The 18,592-nt window shown below is 59.4% G+C and carries 15 protein-coding genes; 9 read left to right on the top strand and 6 right to left on the bottom strand.

The window, feature by feature from the left end; translation table 11 throughout:
- The first annotated feature begins 29 nt into the window (after positions 1 to 29).
- From MPRO_RS02415 to MPRO_RS02430, 4 genes are read left to right on the top strand one after another with little or no spacing between them, the layout of a single operon-like run.
- Positions 30 to 1,157, top strand: coding sequence for a glycosyltransferase family 4 protein (locus MPRO_RS02415; RefSeq protein WP_245635011.1), 1,128 nt, complete (start codon positions 30 to 32; stop codon positions 1,155 to 1,157).
- 52 nt (positions 1,158 to 1,209) lie between these two features.
- On the top strand, positions 1,210 to 2,256 hold the full coding sequence (locus MPRO_RS02420) for a glycosyltransferase family protein (protein ID WP_067286508.1): 1,047 nt from the start codon (positions 1,210 to 1,212) through the stop codon (positions 2,254 to 2,256).
- Positions 2,253 to 2,957, top strand: a complete 705-nt coding sequence (locus MPRO_RS02425) for a YrbL family protein (protein ID WP_067286510.1) — start codon at positions 2,253 to 2,255, stop codon at positions 2,955 to 2,957. The genes MPRO_RS02420 and MPRO_RS02425 overlap by 4 nt, the downstream gene beginning before the upstream one ends.
- Positions 2,958 to 2,962: 5 nt before the next feature.
- Positions 2,963 to 4,012: a glycosyltransferase gene (locus MPRO_RS02430; protein ID WP_067286511.1), complete on the top strand. Its 1,050-nt coding sequence runs from the start codon at positions 2,963 to 2,965 to the stop codon at positions 4,010 to 4,012.
- 117 nt (positions 4,013 to 4,129) lie between these two features.
- Here the strand turns inward: MPRO_RS02430 and MPRO_RS02435 are convergent, their stop codons facing one another.
- Complete coding sequence (locus tag MPRO_RS02435; protein WP_067286514.1) at positions 4,130 to 5,011, bottom strand: mitochondrial fission ELM1 family protein; 882 nt, start codon at positions 5,009 to 5,011, stop codon at positions 4,130 to 4,132.
- 344 nt (positions 5,012 to 5,355) lie between these two features.
- Between MPRO_RS02435 and MPRO_RS02440 the strand changes: the two genes are divergently transcribed.
- Entirely contained in the window at positions 5,356 to 6,351 is a 996-nt protein-coding gene (locus MPRO_RS02440) for a branched-chain amino acid aminotransferase (protein WP_067286516.1), read from the top strand.
- 505 nt (positions 6,352 to 6,856) lie between these two features.
- Here the strand turns inward: MPRO_RS02440 and glnE are convergent.
- Positions 6,857 to 9,775 (bottom strand): bifunctional [glutamate--ammonia ligase]-adenylyl-L-tyrosine phosphorylase/[glutamate--ammonia-ligase] adenylyltransferase, encoded by a 2,919-nt coding sequence (glnE, locus tag MPRO_RS02445; RefSeq protein ID WP_067286518.1) that lies wholly within the window; start codon positions 9,773 to 9,775, stop codon positions 6,857 to 6,859.
- A 101-nt stretch (positions 9,776 to 9,876) separates the two neighbouring features.
- The gene (locus MPRO_RS02450; protein ID WP_067286520.1) at positions 9,877 to 10,959 is read right to left on the bottom strand and encodes a CYTH domain-containing protein; all 1,083 of its coding nucleotides are present in this window, start codon (positions 10,957 to 10,959) and stop codon (positions 9,877 to 9,879) included.
- A 193-nt stretch (positions 10,960 to 11,152) separates the two neighbouring features.
- On the opposite strand from MPRO_RS02450, the gene MPRO_RS02455 reads away from it, so the two are divergent.
- The 4 genes from MPRO_RS02455 to argA all read left to right on the top strand — a co-directional run bounded on the left by MPRO_RS02455 (position 11,153) and on the right by argA (position 15,797).
- On the top strand, positions 11,153 to 11,833 hold the full coding sequence (locus tag MPRO_RS02455) for a TIGR00153 family protein (RefSeq protein ID WP_067286522.1): 681 nt from the start codon (positions 11,153 to 11,155) through the stop codon (positions 11,831 to 11,833).
- A 24-nt stretch (positions 11,834 to 11,857) separates the two neighbouring features.
- Entirely contained in the window at positions 11,858 to 13,123 is a 1,266-nt protein-coding gene (locus tag MPRO_RS02460) for an inorganic phosphate transporter (protein WP_067286524.1), read from the top strand.
- Positions 13,124 to 13,282: 159 nt separating this feature from the next.
- Positions 13,283 to 14,452, top strand: a complete 1,170-nt coding sequence (gene argE, locus MPRO_RS02465) for an acetylornithine deacetylase (protein ID WP_067286526.1) — start codon at positions 13,283 to 13,285, stop codon at positions 14,450 to 14,452.
- Position 14,453: 1 nt separating this feature from the next.
- Positions 14,454 to 15,797 carry an amino-acid N-acetyltransferase gene (argA, locus tag MPRO_RS02470; protein ID WP_082708404.1) on the top strand — a complete coding sequence of 448 codons (1,344 nt, stop codon included), beginning with the start codon at positions 14,454 to 14,456 and terminating at the stop codon, positions 15,795 to 15,797.
- A 379-nt stretch (positions 15,798 to 16,176) separates the two neighbouring features.
- Here the strand turns inward: argA and MPRO_RS02475 are convergent, their stop codons facing one another.
- From MPRO_RS02475 to MPRO_RS02485, 3 genes are read right to left on the bottom strand one after another with little or no spacing between them, the layout of a single operon-like run.
- On the bottom strand, positions 16,177 to 17,553 hold the full coding sequence (locus MPRO_RS02475; protein WP_067286527.1) for an ATP-binding protein: 1,377 nt from the start codon (positions 17,551 to 17,553) through the stop codon (positions 16,177 to 16,179).
- Positions 17,553 to 18,239, bottom strand: a complete 687-nt coding sequence (locus MPRO_RS02480) for a response regulator transcription factor (protein WP_067286529.1) — start codon at positions 18,237 to 18,239, stop codon at positions 17,553 to 17,555. Before MPRO_RS02480 ends, MPRO_RS02475 begins: the two co-directional genes overlap by 1 nt.
- A complete protein-coding gene (locus MPRO_RS02485; RefSeq protein WP_067286531.1) occupies positions 18,236 to 18,580 on the bottom strand; it encodes a PepSY domain-containing protein in 345 nt (114 codons plus the stop codon). Before MPRO_RS02485 ends, MPRO_RS02480 begins: the two co-directional genes overlap by 4 nt.
- Positions 18,581 to 18,592 lie beyond the last annotated feature (12 nt).

An 18,592-nucleotide genomic window follows, 5' to 3' on the forward strand; every position in this document is an offset into this window, starting at 1 on the left:
TATTTGAATCCTATACTGCCTTGAAATAGATGCAAATGGAAGACGATACGCCATTGAAAATCATCCAAATCCTCCCCGCCCTGGATGCCGGAGGCGTCGAGCGCGGCACGGTCGAGTTCGCCCGCGAGCTGGTTGCACGCGGCCATGAATCGATCGTCATCTCCAATGGCGGCCGCCAGGTTGAACGCCTCGAGGCAGAGGGCTCCCGTCATATCCGGATGCCCGTTCACCGCAAATCGCTGCGCTCCCTGGCACAGGTGCGACCGCTGCGGCGCCTGCTGGCGGAACTCAAGCCCGACATCATACACGTGCGCTCGCGCGCTCCGGCCTGGATCGCCTGGCTGGCCTGGCGCAAGCTACCTGCCGCGACAAGGCCTCGCCTGGTCAGTACCGTACATGGCATGTATTCGGTCAACGCCTACAGCGCCATTATGACAAAGACCGAACATATTATCGCTATCTCGGACTGCGTACATGACTACATCACGCAGAATTACGGCATAGCTGCGCAACGTATCACCCGTGTCTATCGCGGCCTCGACCCTGGCGTCTTCCATCAGGAAGGCGACGACAGCGCCTGGCGGGAACAATTGTTTAACGAGTACCCGCAGCTGCGAGGCAAACGACTCCTGCTGATGCCTGGGCGCCTGTCGCGCTGGAAAGGCCAGGAGGCGTTTCTCGATGTGATGCAGCGGCTGGGGCAGATACGGCCGGACTGCCACGGCATCGTGGTTGGTGCAGCCGAAGCGAACAAGCAACACTACCTTAAAGAGTTGCTCGACAAACGCCAGGCCCTGGGACTGGACGAGCAGGTCACCTTTGTCGGCCACCGCTCAGATATTCAGGCATTTTATCGCCTGGCCGATATTACCTGCCACCTGTCAAACAAGGCCGAGCCCTTTGGCCGCACCGTACCCGAGGCGCTGGCTTGCGAATGCCCGGTCATCGCGTATGATCGCGGAGGCGCCAGTGAATCTTTGCATGCCGCCTTCCCCGATGGCCTGGTCGAGGCGGATAATGTTGATGCCTTTGCCCAGCGCGCAGATGAACTGTTACGCCGAGACTCGGCCGATATAAGGTTACCCGAGCAGTTCTATCTGCAGTATCAAACAGAGGCTACGCTGGCGGTATATCGCCAGCTATTAAGCCAGGCCTGAGCTGCAGCAGTCGGACAGCTTGCAATTTATCCCTAACTTACGGCAGATCAGAATGAGAGTACTCCACGTCGCCTACCAGCAGCTGAAGAGATACGGTCACACCCGCGTCAGCTGGGCCCAAAAGCTCACCTTTGGCCTGATCAAGAATGATCACCTGGTGCAGACCTTCAGCGACCGCGATGTGGCCGCATTCGAGGCGCCCTTTGGCATTCGTGACCTGGGCAAGAAAAAGGCCAACCGGCGCCTGCTGGAGACCGTTGAAGCCTTCGAACCCGATCTGCTGATCGCGGGCCACTGCGACCTGATCACCAACGAGACGCTGGAAGCGGTCAGGGCCATGGCTCCGAACTGTGCCATCATTCACTGCAATAATGACCCCCTGTTCGTGCCCTCCAATGTCGAACGTATCAAGTACCGCGCCAAGGTCACCGATGCGGTATTTATCTCTACCGGGCGGCGCGAGCTGACCCAGTTCGAGGGTTCCCGGGCACGGGTTTATCATATGCCCAACCCGGTTGAGCCCTCTGTCGAGTGTTTCGACAATTCGGCAATAGCCACGGCCGACCTGCCGATCGATCTGATCTTCTGCAGCAACAGTCAGAACTTCACCAAGCGCCTCGAGATGATCGCGCGGATGAAAGAGCAGCTCGACCCGATCATGGACTTCAAGACGTTCGGCAGTTTCAACGAACCGCCGGTCTGGGGTCGCGACTACGACCGGGCGCTGCAGGCGAGCAAGATGGGACTTAACTTCAACCGTCAGGAAGGCGTTGACTGGTATTCGTCGGCACGCATGGCGCAGCTCGCGGGTAACGGCATCCTCCAATTTACCCATGCGTCAGGCCGCTTCGACGAGTTGCTACCCGCTGAAACCCTGGTCTACTTCCAGGAGGAAGCGGACCTGATTGCAAGCATCCGCGAATTCCACGCCGACGACGCCAAACGTCAGGCCTGGGCAAAAGCGACACGGGAGTTCTTCCACCAGGAAATCAACTCAACGCTATACGCGCAGTACATCGTCGAGGCCGGCACCCAGGCTGCTTTCAGCCACCCCTACTGCTGGGCACAGGACATCAACCTGGACGGCACGCTGAAATGACACTGGCGCTAAGTACCCTGCGCCCTTTTGCACAGGGTGGTAATCGGCTCTGCTTTGTCCACCCGAATGACAAGCACCGCTGCATCAAGGTGCGCCGGCCAGACTTCACCCTGGTGGATCTGCGCCGCAAAAAGGGCTTTCCGAAAAACCTGCTGCCACTAAGCCATTTCGATGACAATCGCGAAGAATGCGAGGTGATGAATTCGCTGGCCCGTCAACTCGGTGACAGTGCCTTCGAGCATGTGAGCCACTGCTACGGCTTCGAGCAGACTGACTTCGGCCCTGGCCTGGTACTGGAATTGGTGCGGGACGCCGATGGCGAAATTTCCCAGACGCTAAAGGCACATATCTGGTTCCAAGGTTATACCCAGGACTGCCAGAGCGCCGTTGAGCACTTCTGTACACGCTGGCGCGAGCTGCAAATTCCGTCGCGGGACCTGCTGCTGCACAACATTCTGGTACAGAAGGATGCCGGTGGCCGGATCAGCCGGCTTGTCGTCATCGACGGACTCGGAAGCCCGAACATTATTCCTTTTTACCGGCTTCCCAAGTCACTGCGCCAGGCCAAGGTCGAGCGCAAGATTGCCAACCTCCATGTCCGTATCAAACAGATTTTGGCCAAGAAGGCACGCGGCGAAAAGCCCGGCAACCATGGCATGGCCACGGCCCGCCCCACATCCACCCCTGACTCCCAAGGCTAATCGATATGACTGATTCCCCGATTCGCGTTGCCCAAATATTGGCCGGAGGCGCTCAGGGCGGTGCGGAAAACTTCTTTGTTCGCCTGGTCAGCGGATTGCATGAGCACCCGTCCCTCGAGGTCAAGGCACTCATCCGCAAGCACGCCCACCGCATCGAATCATTGCAGCAAGCCGGCGTCGAGACCCAGGGTTTTCGCTTTGGATCCGGGCTGGACCTGCTCGATCGGCACCAGTTTCGCAAGGCACTCAAGGCCTTTGCACCCGAGATTGTCATGACCTGGATGGGCCGTGCCAGCGCATACACCCCGAACTCACAGCAATATACGCTCGTCAGCCGCCTCGGCCATTACTACAAGCTGAAGTACTACAGCCATGCCGATTACTGGGTGGGAATCAGCAAGGGGATCTGCAAGCACATGACCGACGGCGGTTTCCCGGCCGAACGCATTGTGCATATTCCCAACTTTGCCGATGAACGCGAAGTGGATCCGATACCCCGCGACAGCTTCAACACCCCGCTGGATCAACCGCTGATCCTCGCGGCCGGGCGCTTGCACGTGAACAAGGCGTTCGATGTGCTGCTGCACAGTCTGACTGAAATGCCGGGTGTAACCCTCTGGCTGGCGGGGTCAGGTCCGGAGGAGCAGAACCTGAAGGCTCTGTGCGCCAAACTGGGCCTCGAATCACGCGTGCGCTTCCTCGGCTGGCGTACAGACGTAACCGCCTTGATGCGCACCGCAGACCTCTTTGTCTGCCCATCACGCCATGAAGGCCTGGGCTCTATCGTCATGGAGTCCTGGGCGCACCGCTGCCCGATCGTCGCTACAGACTCCCAAGGCCCGGGAGAATCGATTACCGATGGCGTCAGCGGCCTGCTGACACCGATTGACGATGCAAAGGCGCTGGCAAAGGCTATGAACTCAGTGCTCCAAAGCGATGATTTGCGCCAGCACCTCATTCAGAGCGCCAGCGATGTCTACGCCAATGGCTACAGCAAGGCATCTATAGTCGAACGCTATGCACAGTTCTATCAGCAGATAAGGCACAGCAAATAAAGCGGTACGGCTGCAGCCACTCAAGACCTGCGCCCAACGTGGCGCAGCGCAAGGGCCCCGATTAAGTACCGATTGCCGTTGTTGCCGGCCTGTCTGCGAGTAATAACGGCACAACCGTCATAAAAAAAATCGCTCCTGCAGCATCTGGGCACAGCGCCCCGCTTCATTGAACCCCTGCTCCGGCGCCCGCAACGGCTGCCCCTGCCATTGCGCCAGCGATGTCACCTGGCCGCGCTCTAACAGGCTCGCCACGCCCCGCGCCACACGACTGTCAGCGGCGGGTTCCAGATCCAGCAGTCCTACGGCACAGCCAGCGCTGAGGGCCTCGTAGATCATGGACACGCTGTCGGCGCTGACCCAGCAACACTGCGCCACACCCAACTGCGCAGGCAACCAGCCGGCGTCGGTCTGTTCGGGCAATACCAGTTCAATATCCGCCATGGCGGCCAGCGCTTGCTGCATTGATACGGGTGTACGTCTGGAGGTCACGACACGCCAGTGACGTGGATCGCGCTCACGCAATGAATGCAGCTGCGCAAGAATCTGGCCCTCATCCCACTGAAAATGTTTCGACGGCCCCCCTAGCAGAATCAGGCCATAACCGGGGGCCTTGGAACCAGGCTGCATCCGGTTGAGCGCACCCTGGGTGCTGATCACATTGCTACGCACAGGCGGGCGGTCATGTTCCGGAATCAGACACAGGTCAAACCAGCCCAGCGGCAGGCTGGGGCGCATCAGCACCACGGCGGGAGCACCGCAATTCCTGCGCAACGCCAGCAGACTCAGATGAGTACCGTGACCGGCGCCGATCAGCAATGAGGGCTTGGGGTGCGGCCATTTCAGTCGGCCCAGCAACGCCTGCATCAGCTGCGAGGGACTCAACGGTGGTCGGGTTTCGATCACCGCTCCGGGCTGCAACGCCTGCACCCCACGGGCCAGCCCCAACGACTGGTTAAGGTGCCCTGGCTTGCCGTCGCTGATAATGCAGATATGGGTCACTAAGCGTCCTGTTGTGAGTCTGCCTTTACGGGCGACAGTTACGGGCAAAATTACCGGCGCAAGTTGTGATTGTGGATTACGCGCCTGACACCGGCCGACTAACCATGATAATCAAATTCCCGCCAAAGACCCACGCACAGGCGCCGAATTTGGCCAAACCCCGGCAACAGCGATGCCAGGCAGGCCCGAAATATCGACGCTGGTCGAATTTTTACGCGCCAGGCAATTCCATTTTCCCTGAGGATGCTTACAATCTAGCGTCCTGTATATAGATCTGCGATGGCTCTATCACTCCTGCCTCCGCGAGGACTCTATTTTTCTGCACTTGTTTTAGGATGGTCAGTATGGCGGCTTTCGGCTCACTTTTTATGCCAGAAATGGCAATTTCCTGGTTTGATGGCTCTGGCTGGAGTGAGAGTCAGGTGGTATCGAGCGACAGCATCCAGCTGCACCCTGGCGCTCATGTCCTGCACTACTCCAGCACCTGTTTTGAAGGCCTGAAGGCATTTCGCCATGCAGACGGTTCCATCAAGATTTTCCGCATGGACCAGAACATTGCCCGCTTTGCCCAGAGCGCCGAGCTGCTGGCGCTGCCGAGTATTAACCCTGCGGCCACCACCGCCATGATCACCGAGATCGTAGCGCGCTTTGCCGACGAAGTGCCGGCGCCGCCGGGCTCCATGTATATACGCCCGACACACTTTGGCACCGAGCCTGCCATTGGCAAGGCCGCCGTCCCCTCCCTGACCTCGTGCCAGTACGTGCTGCTATCGCCAGTGGGTGACTATTTCGCCGGTGGCGACAAGGCGCTGCGTCTGCTGATCGATGACCAGGGCATGCGCTGCCCGCCGCACATGGGCATGGTCAAGAGTGGCGGCAACTACGCTGGCGCCCTGCGCCCGATCATGAAGGCCCGCGCTGAAGCCCAGGCTGACCAGGTACTGTTCTGCCCCGGTGGCGATGTCCAGGAAACCGGTGCTGCCAACTTCCTGCTGATCGACGGCGACGAGATCATCACCAAAGCGCTGGACGAAAGCTTCCTGCACGGCATTACCCGCGACTCCATTCTGACGCTGGCGCGGGACCGCGGCATGAAAATCTCCGAGCGCGCACTCAGCATCGACGAACTGCTTGAGCGCGCCGCCAAACCGGGTTGCGAAGCGGCACTGTCCGGCACCGCTGCGGTACTGGCGCCAGTCGGCACCCTGATCTACCACGGCAAGGAATACCCGGTCGGTAACGGCGGCGTTGGTACCACCACGGTAAAACTGCGCCAGGCACTGAACGATATTCAGTGGGGCAAGGCCGAAGACAAGCACGGCTGGCTCACCAGCATCTGATCGGCGCTACACTGCGGGCAATAAACGAAAAAGCGCCAGGCTGCAATGTCTGGCGCTTTGCGTTTTGTCCCTCAAAAACTTCGCTGCGAGGCGCAGCTCCTACGGTCGTCCGGAGGTGACGGTAAAGCTATCAGCCTAGAGCTGTCAGCTTTAAACTTACGGCTTACGGCTTACGGCTTACGGCTTACGGCTTACCAATCACCAATAACGAATGACAAAGCGTGTGATCGGCCACGTAGCCTGGAATGAACCTCGGGCGAATTCCGGGGACCGAGCGTGCGAAGTCCGACAACCGCAGCCACATCCTCGAAACTCGCTTGGAGCTCCTTTCCCTGAATTCGCAAGCTCATTCCAGGCTACTAACTGCTCTCTCCCTTGCACCTGCTCTTACCTTGCCATCTACCCCCCAAAAGCTTCGCTGCGAGGCGCAGCTCCTGCGATCGTACGGAGGTGACGGTAAAGCTATCAGCCTAGAGCTGTCAGCTGTCAACTTTAAGCTTACGGCTTACGGCTCCATTACCTGCGTCCAGATGCGGCTCACCGCAGCGCGATAGTCACCCATTTCCGAGGCGGCAATCACGCTCGACTGCTCCTGCATGCTCAGGCGATGTCCTACCGAGCGGTAGGCTTTGTAGGCATCGCGCAAACTCTCGGCATCCGCCGCTGAAAACAGGCCAGCCTGCTCAGCCGCATCCAGAATGCGGATATTGTCGGTAAATTCCAGCAACTGCGGATATCGGCCGCCATGGGCCAGCACGCAGTACTGCACCAGAAACTCGATATCCACTATCCCGCCCTGATCCTGCTTCAGGTTGAACACAGCTTGTGCATCATCACTGGCCTGCTTGCTGCCCAGGTGATTGCGCATTTTGCTGCGCATGTCACACACCTCCTGACGCAGCTGAGCCTGGTCCCGCGGCTTGGACAGAATCTCGGCCCGCACCTGCTCAAAGGCCTGGGTCAAACGCGGACAACCCGCCACCACCCGCGCCCGCGACAACGCCTGATGTTCCCAGGTCCAGGCTTCCTTGTGCTGATACTCGGCAAAGGCCTTGAGTGGGCTGACCAGCAAGCCGGCATTGCCCGAAGGACGCAGCCGCATGTCCACTTCATACAGCAGGCCACCGGCGGTGAAGGTACTGAGAATATGAATGATGCGCTGCCCCAGGCGGGTGAAAAACACATTATTAAACACCGGTTTCGCCCCCGTGGTGGACAGATTGGGGTCCGCATCGTGCAGGAACACCAGGTCCAGATCCGAACCGTAGGACAGCTCAATCCCGCCCAGTTTGCCATAACCCACAATGACAAAATCAGGATCACAGAGCTCGCCCGACGCTTTCTGGGGCACACCATGCTTTTCCACCAGCAGGCGCCAGGCGATGTCGAACACCGCCTCCAGAATACTTTCTGCAGTCCAGGTCAGGTAGTCGCTGACCTTCATCAGCGGTAGCGCACCGGTGATATCGGAGGCTGCCACGCGCAAAACATGGGCATTCTTGAAGTAGCGCAGTGCCTCCATCTGCTGCTCGACATCTTCCTGCGGAATACGCACCAGATGCTGTTGCAGTTCGCGCTGAAGCGCCTGTTTGTCAGGCGGTGCATAGAGCGTACGCGGATCAATCAGCTCATCCAGCAGGATAGGCAGGCGCGTCAGCTTGTCGGAGAACCAGGCGCTGCCGGAACAGAGCCTGACCAGCTGGCGCAGAGCCGCAGGATTCTCGGCCAGCAACACCAGGTAGGCAGAACGGCGCAGCACCGCCTGGATAAGTTGCAGTACCCGCGCCAGGGTTTCGCTGGCGTTGTCCACTGTCGCCACATCCATCAGCAGCTGCGGCATCACAATGCGCAACCGCTCCAGCGCCACGGCCTGCAGGGTGGCCACGGTACGGGAGCTACGCAGGTCATTAAGCTGTTGCAGGCTGTGGGCGGGGTCGTCAAAGCCCTGTTCAGCCAGATACTGCAAAGCAACTTCCGGCTCAAGCGCGTCATCCCAGAGCGCCAGCCACTCGGCCACATCCTCCAGCACCTCAGCATCGGTACTCTTGCTCGGTGCAATGACATCGGCAAAATGACGCCGAACATGGCTGCGATGCAACTCCAGTTCGGCGCTGAAACTGCCCCAGTCGGCTGCGCCCATGCTGCATGCCAGACGCAGGCGATCGGCATCCTCCGTAGGCAGCTCCTGGGTTTGCTTGTCTGCCCGTGCCTGGATCGCGTGCTCGACGTTACGCAGGTAGATATAGGCCACCTGCAATTCTTCGATCGCATTCTGGGGCATGCCGAACTCAGTCAGCAATGGCAGTATCTTGAGCAATTCGCGCTGTTGCAGCCTCGTATCGCGTCCGCCACGAATGAGCTGAAACGCCTGGGCGATAAATTCCACCTCGCGAATACCGCCTGACCCCAGCTTGATGTTCTGTTCCAGTCCCTTGCGCCGCACCTCGCGGTTGATCATCTCCTTCATGTCACGCAATGACTCGAAGGCACTGAAGTCGATGTACTTGCGATACACGAAAGGGCGCAGCAGCATCTGCAGCTCGGCGCCGGCCTCGACATCCCCGGCCACCACCCGTGCCTTGATCATGGCGTAACGCTCCCACTCCCGCCCCTGATCCTGGTAATAGGCTTCCAGAGCACCAAAGCTGCAGGCCAGGGGGCCGGCCGAACCGAACGGGCGCAACCGCATATCGACGCGGAACACAAAGCCATCAATGGTGATGTTGTCCAGCGCCTGAATCAGCTTCTGCCCCAGGCGGATAAAGAAGTCCTGATTTTCCAGACTCCGCCGCCCCCCCTGGGTGGTGCCATTGCGGCCAAAGCTGAAGATCAGATCGATATCCGACGACAGATTCAGCTCGAAGGCTCCGAGCTTGCCCATGCCCAGCACCACCATACGCTGCGGCTGCGTTTGCCCTTTGGCATCGGGGCGCGAATGCGGCGTGCCCCATTTTTCACAGGCTTCCTGATAGAGTTTTTCCAGCGTCAGATCAATGCAGCTATCCGCCAGCCAGGACAGCTCCAGCGTTGTGCGGCGCATATCGGCCTGGCGGGTCAGGTCGCGCCAGATAATGCGCACCATCTCGCGCTGGCGAAACTGGCGCAGGCAGCGGTGCAAAGCGGCTTCATCACTTACCGCGTGAAGCAGAGCCGCCAGTTGTTCTCGGTAGTACTCAGCGGGGTAATCCCGTACAAGGTCGCCCTGATCCAGCAGCCCCTGCAGCATACCGGGCGATGCTTGCAACTGTTCGGCCACATAGTCACTGCCCACCAGCACGCAACTGAGCTGGCGCGCGAATTCCTGCGCCCTTAACGGGCCAGATGTAAACGCCAGCGACTGCAGCACGTCGGCCAGGGCCTGCCAATGCTGCTCAACCAGCCCGTGCAGCGGCTTCGGTATCAGATCAAGTTGCGGTGCCAGCATGCGTTTCCTACTCCCTGAAGCGGCCAAGTTTTTAGTTTTATATGTCTGCAAAGCTTACCAGAGTCGACGCAACAGGCCGACTCGCTGAGCCCATGCCTGCATCACAGGCGCTGCAACAGGGCCCCATAGCCAAGCAGTGCCCGACCAGTGGCGGGATCGCTCAGCAGCGCATCCAGCCCGCGCGCTGCAATCGGTGCCTGTGCCGCGGCCCAGGCCTGCGCTGCGGTATCAGCCAACCGGCTCTGCAGTCGACGCCAGCCCAGCGCACGCTCAAGCCCCTGACACAACTGCGCCAGGGGAGCCTGCAGTTCGGCGGCTAACGGCAACAGTTCCTCAAAACATTGCAGCAAGGCCTGCAATTCCAGACAGGCAGCGGCGGCAGTTTCAGCCCCCGGCCAGTCACGGCCTTCCTCTTGCCCCAGGCCTTGGGAGCCACGCCAGCCATCTAGCCCACGGCTGGCGCGGGTCAGTGCGCCCTGGGCGAGAGCGGCAAAAGACTCCACTGAATTCGGTTCGGCGGGCGCCAATGGTGCCTCGGGGCGCTCATCCATTGCTCCCAGCAAACGATAACCGCGCTCGGCCTTGCTGATATCACTCAGTAATACCGGCACCGACTCGGCCAGGCTCATGGCGACCTGATACAGATCCGCCGCCGAACCCTGTTTTAGTTCGAGTTCCAGCTCGCACAGCGCCGTCGTTACTACGGCGCCCCCGACCGGAGTCGCGCTCACCTGCCCTCGATCCAGTACCAGTTCGATCAGGGCCTGCTCACCGCTGGTGCTGACTGGCCTCAGCATCCAGGTGCTGCGCTCAAAGTCAGTGCTGAAGGCCGGCACTATGCGCCGCTGCGCCTCGCTCTCCTGTAACGCCTGCGGCCAGTCCGCCGTCGCCAGAAGGTCGTAGTCCAGCTCGGGCGCCTCTAAATCCCATTCCCACTCATTGCGCTGATGCAGCCCGCCGTGGCTAGACCCCCGGGTTTTAAGGGTCTGGATGTAACGCTCGCCCTGCTCGCGAATTCGCAGCCCCACGCGATGCTGCGCCAGCAAACGGTCGGGGGTGTCGAAATACTGGTTATTCAGGCGCTGACAAACAGCCGCGCCAGATTCAGCCAGCAGCGGCAGAGCCTTGAATGCCGCCGCCTGCTGCGGATCTATACTCAGCTTTAACTCAATTTCCCGCGCCATGAATGCGTCCGTTTCTAAGGATTAGAGGGGGAGTGTAACCGCCCGACAGCGCTCTGTATAAGCGTCGCCTGCGGGCAACCAAAAGAGACCTCAGGCACAAAAGTGTTAAAAAAATATTCCACTTTTACTACAACCCCGCTTTATGCCCATTTATACTTGCGCCCGAAGTCGTGACAACCAACAGGGATACCCAATGGTAACCAATAATCCGATTCTGCAGATGTTTGCACGCTCGCCGTTCAAACCCATGCAGGAGCATATTGCCAAGGCACAGTCTTGCGCCCTTCAGCTGATTCCGTTCTTCGACGCCGTGATGGCGGATGACTGGGAAACAGCTGCGGCCGTCCAGCAGCGGATTGCTGTACTGGAGCATGAAGCGGATGCGATGAAAAAGGAGGTTCGAACGCACCTGCCCAACAGCATTTTTCTGCCTGTCCCCAGAGCCGATCTGCTTGAACTGCTGCGCATGCAGGACAAGATTGCGAACCGTTCCAAGGATATCGCCGGCCTGATGCTCGGCCGCAAAATGGCGATACCCGCTGCTATCCAGCCGCAGATGAGCCTGTTTGTCCGCAGCGCGCTGCAGACATCTGCCCAGGCATTGACAGCACTGCAAGAGCTGGACGAACTGATTAGCTCCGGTTTCGGTGGCCATGAAGTCAAATCTGTTGAAGGAATGATCAACAGTATTGATGATCTCGAACATGATGCCGACGATCTTGAGCGCGAAATTCGTAGCGCCCTGTTCGCCGTGGAAAAAGACATGCCCCCGATCGATGCGATGTTCCTGTACAAGGTCATCAACTGGATTGGCGATCTCGCCGACCGCGCCCAGCAAGTAGGCTCGCGTCTGCAATTGCTGCTCGCACGTTAAGCCTTAAGTACCAAGGATTTCCACATGAACATGATTGCACAGCACGGCGATATGATCGTCATCCTTGCCTGCATCTTCGGTTTCTTCATGGCCTGGGGCGTAGGCGCCAATGACGTAGCCAATGCCATGGGCACCTCAGTAGGCTCCCGTGCCCTGACCCTGAAACAGGCGATCATGATCGCCATTCTGTTCGAGTTTGCCGGTGCTTATCTGGCCGGTGGCGCGGTCACAGACACTATCCGCAAGGGCATTATTGATCCGGACCTGCTCGCAGGCTCACCGGACCTGCTGATCTACGGCATGCTTGCCGCCTTGCTGGCCGCAGGCGTCTGGCTGCTGATTGCCACCCACTATGGCTGGCCGGTATCCACCACCCACTCCATCGTCGGTGCCATCGTCGGTTTTGCCGCCGTGGGCATATCACCGGAAGCCGTACAGTGGGGCAAGGTCTCCAGCATTGTTGCCAGTTGGGTAGTGTCACCCTTGATGGCGGGCTTTATCGCCTTCTTCCTGTTCCGTACCGTCCAGAAGCTGATTCTGGATACCGCCGATCCGTTCAAGAACGCCAAGAAGTATGTGCCTGTATACATCTTCCTGGTGGGCTTCATCATCGCCATGGTGACCTTCACCAAGGGTCTCAAGCATGTTGGCCTGCACCTGAGCGGGACCGAAAGTGTGCTCTACTCCATCGGCTTCGGCATATTCACCATGCTGGTGGGCCTGGTGCTGCAGCGTAACATTCAGCCCAATCCGGAAGAGGACCGTGAATATCACTTTTCCAGCGTCGAAAAAATCTTCGCCGTATTGATGATGTTCACCGCCTGCGCCATGGCCTTTGCCCACGGCTCCAACGACGTTGCCAACGCCGTCGGACCGCTGGCCGCCATTGTTGGCGTCGTCAGCGCCGGTGGTGCCGTAGCCCAGAAAACCTCAATGCCGACCTGGATCCTGCTGCTCGGCGGCGCCGGTATCGTTGCCGGCCTGATGATGTATGGCCACAAGGTAATCGCTACCGTGGGCAACAACATCACCGAACTGACGCCCAGCCGTGGTTTCGCCGCGACCCTGGCCGCCGCCACAACCGTGGTCATCGCGTCCGGCACCGGCCTGCCGATATCCACTACCCATACCCTGGTGGGTGCGATACTGGGCGTAGGCATGGCCCGAGGCCTGGCAGCTCTGAATCTGCGGGTCGTGGGGACCATCTTTATCTCCTGGGTCATTACCCTGCCAGCCGGCGCTTTCCTGGCCATCATGTTCTTCTTCATGTTCAAGGGCATGTTCAGCTAGCAGCCAAGAATCCAAACCGGCTATACGCAAATGGCGCCTTCCCCCCGAAGGCGCCATTTTTGTTTTCAGTGGCCTCTAAATTGTACCCTGGCCCAACATAGACCGGTGCCTGCAAAGCCTGCACAATAGAGCCCATGTCATTTGCCTTCGAGGTCTGTCATGCCCGCCGCCATTCCCGATCTGGTCACCATGTTGCGCGAACTGATCGCGGTTCCGTCAATCAGTTGCTCGTCCCCCGACTGGGACCAAAGCAACCACGGCGTTATCACCAAACTTGAAAGCTGGCTGTCGGACCTGGGCTTTAGCACCGAGGTGATGCCCGTACCCGGCCAGCCGGGCAAGTCCAACCTGATCGCCACCCTGGGCACAGGCCCCGGCGGCCTGGTGCTGTCGGGTCACACCGATACCGTGCCCTGCAACAGCGAGCTGTGGAAAAGCGATCCATTTCGCCTCGATGAACGGGACAACCGTTTCTACGGCCTTGGCACCTGCGACATGAAAGGCTTCTTTCCGATTGCCATTGAAGCCGCACGCCGCTTCGTGGGCCAGCCCCTCAAACAGCCGCTGATCATACTGGCGACCGCCGACGAAGAAAGCTCAATGAGCGGCGCCCGTGCCCTGGCCGAAGCCGGCCGCCCCAAGGCCCGCTATGCCGTGATTGGAGAGCCGACCAGCATCAAGCCCATTTACATGCACAAGGGCATCATGATGGATGTGGTGAGGGTCACCGGCCGCTCCGGCCATTCGTCGGACCCCAGCCTGGGTGCCAGCGCACTCGAAGCCATGCACAGCGTGATGGGTGAGCTCATCGCCTTCAGACGCGAACTGCAACAGCAGTATCGACAGAGCGACTTCACCGTCTCGGTACCGACCCTTAATCTGGGCTGCATCCACGGTGGCGACAACCCCAACCGCATCTGCGGCCGCTGCGAGCTCGAGTTCGATTTGCGCCCGCTGCCGGGCATGAGTATCGATATACTGCGCGAATCCATCCACAAGCGCCTGGCGCCGCTACAGCAGCCTTTCGGCGTTACCATCGATGTCGAGGAACTGTTTCCGGGCATACCACCGTTCCAGAATTCGCGTACGTCAGAACTGGTTCGCACCGCGGAACAACTGACCGGCCATCAGGCCGAAGCGGTCGCCTTTGGTACCGAAGCCCCCTTCCTGCAGGACATGGGCATGGATACCATCGTCATGGGCCCCGGCAGTATCGCCCAGGCACACCAACCCGACGAATACCTGGCCCACGACCAGATCAACCCCATGGTCGCGGTGCTGGAACAACTGATTCAGAAATACTGCCTGCACGGCGCAACGGACTCCTGACGTGACTAACGACATCCAGCAACATGTAAACTGGTTCCGCCAGTCATCGCCCTACATAAACGCTCACCGTGGCAAGACCTTCGTGCTGATGCTCGGTGGCGATGCAGTGGTAGACGCCAATTTCGCCAATATCGTGCATGACATAGTGCTGCTCAACAGTCTGGGCGTGCGTCTGGTGCTGGTGTATGGCTCGCGTTTGCAGATAGAACAGCGTCTGACCGAGCGGGGCCTGCAGTCACGCCTGCACCACGACATGCGCATCACCGACAGTGAAACCCTGGACTGCGTTATCGATGCCTGTGGCTATCAGCGCTGCCTTATCGAGGCTCGGCTGTCGATGGGGCTGGCCAACACCCCCATGCACGGCGCCCGCATTCGGGTCTGCTCCGGCAACTTTGTGACAGCAAGACCCTATGGCATCCATGAGGGTGTGGACCTGATGCATACAGGTGAAGTACGCCGGGTAGACAAAACCGCCATAGCGCGCCACCTGGATCATGGCGAAATAGTACTGTTGTCCAATATTGGCTATTCCCCCACCGGGGAAATGTTCAACCTGGCCATCGAAGAAGTCGCAACCGAAGCGGCCAAGGCACTGAGCGCCGAGAAGCTGATTCTGTTTGGCTCCGCCAAAGGCGTGTTCGACAGCAGCGGCGAGCTGCGCAGTGAACTGCTGGCCCGCACCGCCGAGCGCATGGTCAAACAATACCTTAACCGCATGGAGTCCGAGGCGCCGGACCAGGAATACACCGAACTGTCCCGCCAGCTCGATGCCGCCGTGATCGCCTGCAACCACGGTATCCCCCGTTGCCACCTGATCAGCTATCAGGAAGACGGTGCCCTGCTGAGCGAAATGTTCACCCGCGACGGTGCCGGAACCATGGTAGTGCGCGAGTCCTACGAACAGGTACGCCAGGCATCCATTGAGGATGTCGGTGGTATTCTGGAGCTGATAGCTCCGCTGGAGCAGGCCGGTATTCTGGTGCGACGCTCCCGCGAACTGCTGGAAGCCGAGATCGAACAGTTCACCATCGTCGAGCGCGATGGCGCCATTATCGCCTGCGCGGCGCTCTACCCCTTCAGCGACGAAGGCATGGGGGAGCTGGCCTGTGTGGCGGTGTCCAACCTCTATCGCGGCGGCGAGCGCGGTGAAATGCTGCTCGGCGCTATCGAAGAGGTGGCTCGGGAAATGGGATTGTCACAGCTGTTCGTGCTGACCACCCGCACGGCGCACTGGTTTGTGGAGCGCGGCTTTGTCGAGGCGCCGCTGGAACAGCTGCCCGGCAAACGCAAGGAGCTGTACAACTACCAGCGTAATTCCAAGGTCTTTATCAAACCAATTTAGAGCACTTTCACGAAACACTTATCTGTCGATCAAGGTCGCTTTGAGTGCTGCCACCGAAACATCAGAACGGCTCCGATCCCCCTTATGAAGCCAGCGAGCACTGAGGTCATTCGGCGACAAGGCCCGAAGGGGCGCAACAGGGACTGATGCGCCTGCGATGAGGTACAGGGATGTACCGTCAGCGCAGCCCGCCGAATGATCTCAGAGCACAGCGAATAGGCTTCATCGGGGCGTGCTTTCTTTGGTTACTTTCTTTGCACGAGCAAAGAAAGTAACGCGCCATCAAACCGCTCCGATACCCCAGCCTGCACAGGCTCCAACAGGGTCACCTTAATCTCGTCTCAGCTATCGTAATGGGTCGATGTAAGATGAAAGTGCTCTAGACGGAGACGGCCGGCAGCAGAATGCGAAAACGGGCACCGCCCAGCGGCGACTCATGAATACTGAGTTCGCCGTTATAGCTGCTGAGAATATCCACCGCCACCGCCAGACCGATACCCTGCCCCGGCGCCGACGTATCAAGTCGCTCGCCACGCTGCAACACTACATCACGGCGTTCGATTGACACCCCGGCACCATCGTCGTCGATATAGATCTGCAGGTTGTCCGCATCCTGCAGCTTCGCCACCACCCGAACCTGCTGCCGGCCATACTTGCAGGCGTTTTCCAGCAGGTTGCCCAGCAGCTCCATCAAGTCGCGTTCATCGCCGGCAAAACGCAGGCCCTCGGCCAGCTGCTGTTCGATCTGCACGCCCTTGTCGCGATAGACCTTGAGCAACGCCTGGGAAATACGCTGCACTATGGGCGCCACATCCACGCCGGCGGCGATCTGGCGCCCCTGACTTTTCACCGCCCGGGCCAGCTGATATTGCACTATCTGCCCCATGCGTTCGGTCTGGTCATTAACGATGTGCTGATACTCGTCATAGGGCAAAGCCTCCTCGGCCAGGCCACGAATCACCGCCAGCGGCGTCTTGAGGCTGTGCGCCAGATCCCCCAACGTATTGCGATAGCGCTCGCGCTGACGCCGCTCACTGTCGAGCAACAGGTTGAGGTTTTCAGTCACCGGCTGCACCTCCAGCGGATAAGCACCTTCCAGCTTGTGGGCGTCGCCACTCTCGATGCGCTTGAGATCCAGTGCCAGTGCATCCAGCGGTTTGAGGCTCCAGCGCAGAATGACGTACTGCACCAGCAGCGCCAGTACAAACAGCAGACTGAGCCAGCTTACCAACTGGTTACGATAGGCCCGCAGCTCGGCCTGCAGCGGCCGGTCGGTTTCCAGCACGTTGATGAGATACTGATGCTCCTGGCCTGCGCTCTCCCATACCACCGGATATTGGTACAGATAGAGGCCATGCTCGGGCAAATGGGTAAACAGGACGTCACCTGGGATCAGGGGCGTATCGTGCAGCGCCAGCAGCAAGGAGGCCGACAGCAGCATGCTGGACTCGGAACGCCACTGCAGCGCGCCTGTGCGACTTTCAATCACGCCGTAGAGCCCAGACTCGATCTGGCCGAAGCGCGGCTCACGCAGTGCCTGGGGAATACTCAGGCGCCCGTCCTGGAATTCAGCAGCCCCCAGCAACAGGTACACCTGCAGCTTGAGGCGCTCACGCTCGGCGGTTTCAAGACTGTGCAGAAAGGCATTTTGCAGTGCAAACCAGGCGCTAAAGAAAACCACCGGCAACAGGCTGCAGGAAAAAAACAGCAGGCGCGCCCTAAGAGAGCGCACCCGGGGGCGGAGCAGTCGCAGCATCAGTCCGGGGTCACCTGCGCCAGGTCAAAGCGATAACCCAGGCCGCGTACGGTCGTGATCGGTTGCAGGGTCTGGTCCGGATCCAGCTTCTGGCGCAGGCGGCGGATAAACACCTCCAGCACGTTGCTGTCACGGTCAAAGTCCTGGTGGTACAGGTGCTCGGTCAGCTCTGTCTTGGAAATGGTCTTGCCGGCATTCAGGATCAGATATTCCAGAGTGCGGAACTCGTAACTGGTGAGTTTCACCGGCCGGTCGTCCAGCGTCACCACCCGACCCGAGGTGTCCAGTGCAATGGGGCCGAAGCGCATCACCGGAGTCGCATGACCTGCAGCCCGGCGCACCAGTGCATTCAGGCGTGCCATCAGTTCCTCAACATGAAACGGCTTGACCAGATAGTCGTCGGCGCCGGCTTCCAGCCCCTCGACCTTGTCCTGCCAGTCGCCACGCGCGGTCAGAATCAGCACCGGAAACAGCTTCTGTTCTGCCCGCCAGCGACGAATCACTTCAACGCCGGACAATTTTGGCAGCCCAAGATCCACCACCGCCAGATCGTAGGGGTATTCCACTCCCATAAAGGCGGCATCTTCACCGTCGGCACTTTCTTCCACGGTGTAACCGCGAGTTTCAAGCGCCGTTTTTAGCTGGCGGCGCAAATCCTTGTCATCTTCGACGATCAGTACTTTCATCCGTCGTTTCCCCTGGCATTAATAATCTGACCCGACTGAACGTCCACCAGCACATCCCGCACCCGCCCGGCGTTTACCAGACGAATACGATAGGCCGGGCGTCCCTGAAACTCAATTTCGGTCGCCTTGACCACCTGGCCCTTGTATTGACTGCGAACCAGCTCGACTGCCTTCTGTACGCTGACACCTCGCTCAGCCACCTGCAGCAGCTGAGCCTGCATTAACCGGCCCGGTGTGGCATTTTCAGCCTGGGCAACCGGAACCAGCGCCAGGCACAGCATCAGCGCACACAAAGTGAGACTGCTGCCCGGCAGGCGCCGAATACTATAGGTTCGCAACATCAAGGTCCGCTC

This window comes from Marinobacterium profundum (assembly GCF_001528745.1).
Classification (GTDB): Bacteria; Pseudomonadota; Gammaproteobacteria; order Pseudomonadales; family Balneatricaceae; genus Marinobacterium_A; species Marinobacterium_A profundum.

Excerpts from the sequence above, each read along its gene's own strand:
- MPRO_RS02420 (WP_067286508.1), top strand. The coding sequence starts at position 1,210 with ATGAGAGTACTCCACGTCGCCTACCAGCAGCTGAAGAGATACGGTCAC.
- glnE (WP_067286518.1), bottom strand. The coding sequence starts at position 9,775 with ATGCTGGCACCGCAACTTGATCTGATACCGAAGCCGCTGCACGGGCTG.
- MPRO_RS02430 (WP_067286511.1), top strand. The coding sequence starts at position 2,963 with ATGACTGATTCCCCGATTCGCGTTGCCCAAATATTGGCCGGAGGCGCT.
- argE (WP_067286526.1), top strand. The coding sequence starts at position 13,283 with ATGCCCGCCGCCATTCCCGATCTGGTCACCATGTTGCGCGAACTGATC.
- MPRO_RS02450 (WP_067286520.1), bottom strand. The coding sequence starts at position 10,959 with ATGGCGCGGGAAATTGAGTTAAAGCTGAGTATAGATCCGCAGCAGGCG.
- MPRO_RS02440 (WP_067286516.1), top strand. The coding sequence starts at position 5,356 with ATGGCGGCTTTCGGCTCACTTTTTATGCCAGAAATGGCAATTTCCTGG.
- MPRO_RS02475 (WP_067286527.1), bottom strand. The coding sequence starts at position 17,553 with ATGCTGCGACTGCTCCGCCCCCGGGTGCGCTCTCTTAGGGCGCGCCTG.
- MPRO_RS02415 (WP_245635011.1), top strand. The coding sequence starts at position 30 with ATGCAAATGGAAGACGATACGCCATTGAAAATCATCCAAATCCTCCCC.
- MPRO_RS02455 (WP_067286522.1), top strand. The coding sequence starts at position 11,153 with ATGGTAACCAATAATCCGATTCTGCAGATGTTTGCACGCTCGCCGTTC.
- MPRO_RS02425 (WP_067286510.1), top strand. The coding sequence starts at position 2,253 with ATGACACTGGCGCTAAGTACCCTGCGCCCTTTTGCACAGGGTGGTAAT.
- MPRO_RS02485 (WP_067286531.1), bottom strand. The coding sequence starts at position 18,580 with ATGTTGCGAACCTATAGTATTCGGCGCCTGCCGGGCAGCAGTCTCACT.
- MPRO_RS02460 (WP_067286524.1), top strand. The coding sequence starts at position 11,858 with ATGAACATGATTGCACAGCACGGCGATATGATCGTCATCCTTGCCTGC.
- MPRO_RS02480 (WP_067286529.1), bottom strand. The coding sequence starts at position 18,239 with ATGAAAGTACTGATCGTCGAAGATGACAAGGATTTGCGCCGCCAGCTA.